The organism is Rhizobacter sp., assembly GCF_031412495.1.
In the GTDB taxonomy this organism is placed as follows: domain Bacteria; phylum Pseudomonadota; class Gammaproteobacteria; order Burkholderiales; family Burkholderiaceae_C; genus Schlegelella_A.
Genome location: NZ_JANODC010000170.1, coordinates 1 through 3867, shown reverse-complemented (window position 1 = coordinate 3867; position 3867 = coordinate 1). Strand labels below are relative to the sequence as shown.

4 protein-coding genes are annotated in these 3867 nt (G+C 72.6%); 1 reads left to right on the top strand and 3 read right to left on the bottom strand.

Annotation, left to right across the window (positions count from 1 at the left end):
• A partial coding sequence (locus AC30N0_RS06360) for a 3'-5' exonuclease (RefSeq protein ID WP_489517085.1) occupies nucleotides 1-900 on the top strand: 900 nt, incomplete at its 5' end.
• 36 nt (nucleotides 901-936) lie between these two features.
• Here AC30N0_RS06360 and AC30N0_RS06355 read toward each other — a convergent pair.
• From AC30N0_RS06355 to AC30N0_RS06345, 3 genes are all read right to left on the bottom strand, one after another.
• On the bottom strand, nucleotides 937-1770 hold the full coding sequence (locus AC30N0_RS06355; protein WP_489517084.1) for a LytR/AlgR family response regulator transcription factor: 834 nt from the start codon (nucleotides 1768-1770) through the stop codon (nucleotides 937-939).
• Nucleotides 1767-3179, bottom strand: a complete 1413-nt coding sequence (locus tag AC30N0_RS06350; protein ID WP_489517083.1) for a sensor histidine kinase — start codon at nucleotides 3177-3179, stop codon at nucleotides 1767-1769. Before AC30N0_RS06350 ends, AC30N0_RS06355 begins: the two co-directional genes overlap by 4 nt.
• Nucleotides 3180-3335: 156 nt before the next feature.
• The coding region (locus AC30N0_RS06345; protein ID WP_489517082.1) for a DUF6537 domain-containing protein at nucleotides 3336-3867 on the bottom strand (532 nt) is incomplete at its 5' end.

The following is a 3867-nucleotide window of genomic DNA, read 5'->3' as shown; positions in this document are numbered from 1 at the left end:
TGCGCCTGGCTGCGCCTGCTCGTCAACGACGACGACGACCCGGCCTTCCTGCGCGCGGTGACGAGCCCGAAGCGCGGCATCGGCCACCAGACCCTGGCCTCGCTCGGCACCTTCGCCGGGCGCTGGAAGACCAGCCTATTCGCGGCCCTGTTCGCCGAGTCGCTGGGAACGGCGCTGCCGCAGCGCTCGATCGGCGCCCTGCACGAGTTCGGTCGCTGCGTGAACGACCTGCAGTACCGGGCCCGGCAGACCGTCGGCGCCGAGCCGGCCCGGGAGTTCCTGCTCGTCTGGCTGAAGGACATCGGCTACGAGGCGCACCTGCACGAGGGCGACGACTCGCCGGCGCTCGCCGCCGGCCGCTGGAGCAACGTGCTCGATTTCGTCGACTGGATCGCCCGCCGCTGCGGCGGCTCGGGCGCGACGGCCGAGGGCGACGAGGCCGTCGAGCCCCGCAGCGTCCTCGACGTCGCGCAGACGATCTCGGTCATCGTCAGCCTGGCCGAGCGCGGTGACGACCAGAACGTCGTCACGCTGTCGACGCTGCATGCGGCCAAGGGGCTGGAGTGGCGCCACGTCTTCCTCGCCGGGGTCAACGAGGGCCTGCTGCCGTTCCGCAGCGACGACGAGGAGGCGAGCGCGCTGCGCCTCGAGGAGGAGCGCCGCCTGATGTACGTCGGCATCACCCGGGCCCGCGCGACGCTCGCCGTCAGCACGCTCCGGCGCAGGAAGCGCGGCCGCGAGATGGCGGCGGCGCTGCCGAGCCGCTTCATCGGCGAGATGAAGCTGCAGGAGGCGCGCGCCGGCGAGGATCCGCGTGCGAAGCTGCTGGCCCTGCGCGCCGCCGCGGCCGCGCGGGCGGAGCTCGCCGCGGCGGCGGCGGCGACCGAGAAGGCGTCGTGACGGGACTCCGGGCCGAGCCTTCGGGCCGGCCCGCTCCTACATGCCCTTGAACAGCCCGACGTAGCTCCGGCTCACCTCGAGCTTCTCGGGGCGGCCGCGCACCGACACCAGCTGGCGGCCGCGCAGGTCGCGCGTGACGCCGGCGATGGCGCGCGTGTTGACCAGCGTCGAGCGATGGATCTGCCAGAAGAGGTCGGCGTCGAGCTCCTCGACCAGCTCCTTGATCGGCTTGCGGATCAGCGCCTCGAGCGTGGCCGTCTGCACCCGCGTGTACTTCTCGTCCGAGATGAAGAAGAGCACGTCCTCGACCGGGATCATCTGGATGCTCGAGCCGACGCTCGCCTGGACCCACTTCATCTTCGGCGCCGAGGCCGGGTTCATCTGCGCCGCGAGCTTCTGCAGCAGCTGCTGCATGCCGGCGGCGTCGGGCGGCGCGCTGCCGGCGCGCTGCTCGATGCGCTTCCTGAGCCGCTCGACCGTGACCTGCAGGCGCTCGCGATCGGCAGGCTTGAGCACGTAGTCGACGACCCCCTGCTCGAAGGCCTCGACGGCGTACTGGTCGTACGCGGTGATGAAGACGATCTCGCAACCCCGCCAAGGCCGTGCCGGGTCGGCGGCGGCGCCATCGCCGTCCTCGTCGACGGGCAGCTGCGCGATCGCCCGTGCCGCCTCGATGCCCGTCATGCCCGGCATCCGGATGTCGAGGAAGACGATGTCGGGACGGTGCGTCTCCGTCAGCGCCACGGCCTCGGCGCCGTTCTTGGCCTCGGCCACGATCTCGAGCTCGGGCCAGACCTCGAGCAGGCGCGCGCGCAGCTGCTCGCGAAGCAGGCGTTCGTCGTCGGCAATGATCGCGGTGATGGTCGTCATGCGGTGTTCGTCGGGGCTCGGGATCGGTCGGCTGCGGGCGGCACCGGCCTGGCCTGGTAGGGCACGGTGATGGTGACCACGGTGCCGGTCGGCTCGTTGTCGGCGACCACCAGCGCGGCCCGGTCGCCGTAGAGCAGCTTCAGGCGGTCGCGGATATTGGCCAGGCCCGTGCCCGTGCCGGCGGTGTGGGCCTTGCCGAAGCCGAGCCCGGTGTCGGCCACGGTGACGGCGAGCTGGCCGTCGACGATCTCGGCATTCACCGAGAGCGAGCCGCCCTCGGCCTTCGGCTCGAGGCCGTGCTTGATCGCGTTCTCGACCAGCGACTGGATCATCATCGGCGGGAACTCGGCCGAGAGCAGCCCGTTCGGCACGTCGATGCGGGCCTGCAGGCGGTCTTCCATGCGCACCTTCAGGATCTCGACGTAAGGGCGGACGACCGCCATCTCGCGACCGAGGTCGTGCCCGCCCGGATGCGACTCGCGCATCGACGGCATCGACGCCCGCAGCAGCGCGATCAGGTTCTTCTGCATCTGGCTGGCCCGCGGCGGATCGGTCTGGATCAGGTGGTCGATCGAGGCCAGGGTGTTGAACAGGAAGTGCGGCTCGACCTGGGCCTGCATGGCCGCCATCCGCGCCTCCACGACCTGGCGCTTCAGCTGCTCCGACTCGGCCGTCTCGGTGGCCACGGCAGCCTTCACCTCCGCCTGCATCTTGCCCTTGTAGGTGATCTTCAGGATCGCCGAGCCGAGGACGAGCAGCCAGGCGATCTCTTCCAGGAAGTCGCCGAGGCGAGCGGTGCGCGCCCGGCGCACCGCCTGCCGGACCTGTGCACCGGCGCGTCCTTCCGCCGTGGCCTCGGCAGCGGCTTCGCGCGCTGCCTCCGCGCGTTCTTGCTGCGCCTCGCGGATCGCTTCGGCCACGGCGACACGGGCTTCCTCGACGGCCTCGCGCACGGCGTCGCTGTCGGCGCCGGGCGGCAGGCGGATCTCGATGCTCGGTGCGGCCGACGTCGCCGGCCCGGCGGCGGAGGCGGCGCGCGGCGAGATGCGGACGCCGTCGCGGCCGATCGAGATCGTCACGTCCGCGCCCCCCGGTGGCGGCACCGGAGGCAGCGGCGGCAGGGGCGGCAGGGGCGGCCGCGGGTCCGAAGCCAGGCCCAGCATCGGCAGGTTGAAGGGCGGCAGCTGCTGCAGGATCTCCGCGGCGATCAGGACCAGGACGGCGATGACGAGGAAGCGCTTCCACGAGATCGAGACCAGCCAGTTGGCGTAGGCGTGGAAGAGAGCGAGGGCACGGGCGGCGAAGCGCTGCCAGCCGCTCTGCAGCCGGGCGGGCTCGGCCGGTCCTGGCGCCGGTACCGAGGTTGGCGGCGCGGCCCGTGGATCCGTCTGGGGCGGGGGAGTCGTCATCGAAGGGGCCGGACGGAAGTCGACCGGTGCGGCCACTGTACGGGCGAGCCGCGACGCCGCCCACGCCGCTGCGACGAAACGGCCGCCGCCGCGGACAGCCTGCAGCGGCGCGGGACGGCCGCGCCCCCGGGGCGGCGGCTGCCGCCCCGGCCCGGATCAGGCCGAGAGGCGGGAGTCGGTGCCCTGCGCCAGCGGCAGCGTGTCGGGGCCGGTGTCGAGCGTCACCGTGTCGCCGACGCCGCCGGGCAGGCGAAGCGGGCCGGCGCGCCAGTCGGCCATGAGCGCGTCCCACTTCGGCCGCGCCGCCTCGAGATGGCGTGCCTTCACGTGGCCGAAGCCGCGGATCATCTCGGGGATGCGCGCGATCTCGAGCGCCAGGGCCACGTTGGCGGGGCCGAGCGAGCGCAGGATCTCCTCGATCGAGGAGCGGTATTCCTGCACCAGCTCGCGCTCGGTGCGCCGCTCCTCGGCGTAGCCGAACGGGTCGAGCGGCGTGCCGCGCAGGAACTTCAGGCGCGCCAGGACGCGGAACGCGCTCAACATCCACGGCCCGTAGCGCCGCTTCTGCAGCTCGCCGGCGGCGTTCTTGCTCGCCGTCAGCGGCGGCGCGAGGTGATAGGCGAAGTGGAAGTCCTTGCCCCTCTCGCCTTCGTACTGCGCGGCGATGCGGTCGATGAAGCCGGTGTCG